This window comes from Paraburkholderia sp. SIMBA_053 (genome assembly GCF_046534895.1).
Classification (GTDB): domain Bacteria; phylum Pseudomonadota; class Gammaproteobacteria; order Burkholderiales; family Burkholderiaceae; genus Paraburkholderia; species Paraburkholderia caledonica.
The window spans coordinates 1-252 of the sequence record NZ_JAWRXU010001231.1 but is presented as its reverse complement, the minus strand read 5'-3'; the positions used below and the strand labels follow the sequence as shown (position 1 = coordinate 252).

Annotated in this window: 1 pseudogene; it reads right to left on the bottom strand. The window is 50.8% G+C overall.

The features are described from left to right. Positions 1 to 252, bottom strand: a pseudogene (locus SB753_RS39560) (MFS transporter); the annotation flags it as partial.

The following is a 252-nucleotide window of genomic DNA, read 5'->3' as shown; positions in this document are numbered from 1 at the left end:
ATCACACCGGAGATAAAGTTACCAATCACGGCGCCAACCCCGAAAATCAACAGTGCTACGGGCAAAATAGCGTTTCCGGCCAGCACAGTATCCTGCAGCAGTACACTGACATAGCTGTAAACAATGTGCTCAGAGCAAACTGCGAAAAAGGTGACCAGTAATGTTGTAAGGACTGCTTTCTGACGCAGTGGTGCCAGTCGCTCCTGCAGTGAATGTTTGCCCGGAGGCGCGAAATCCTGCAATAACAGGGTG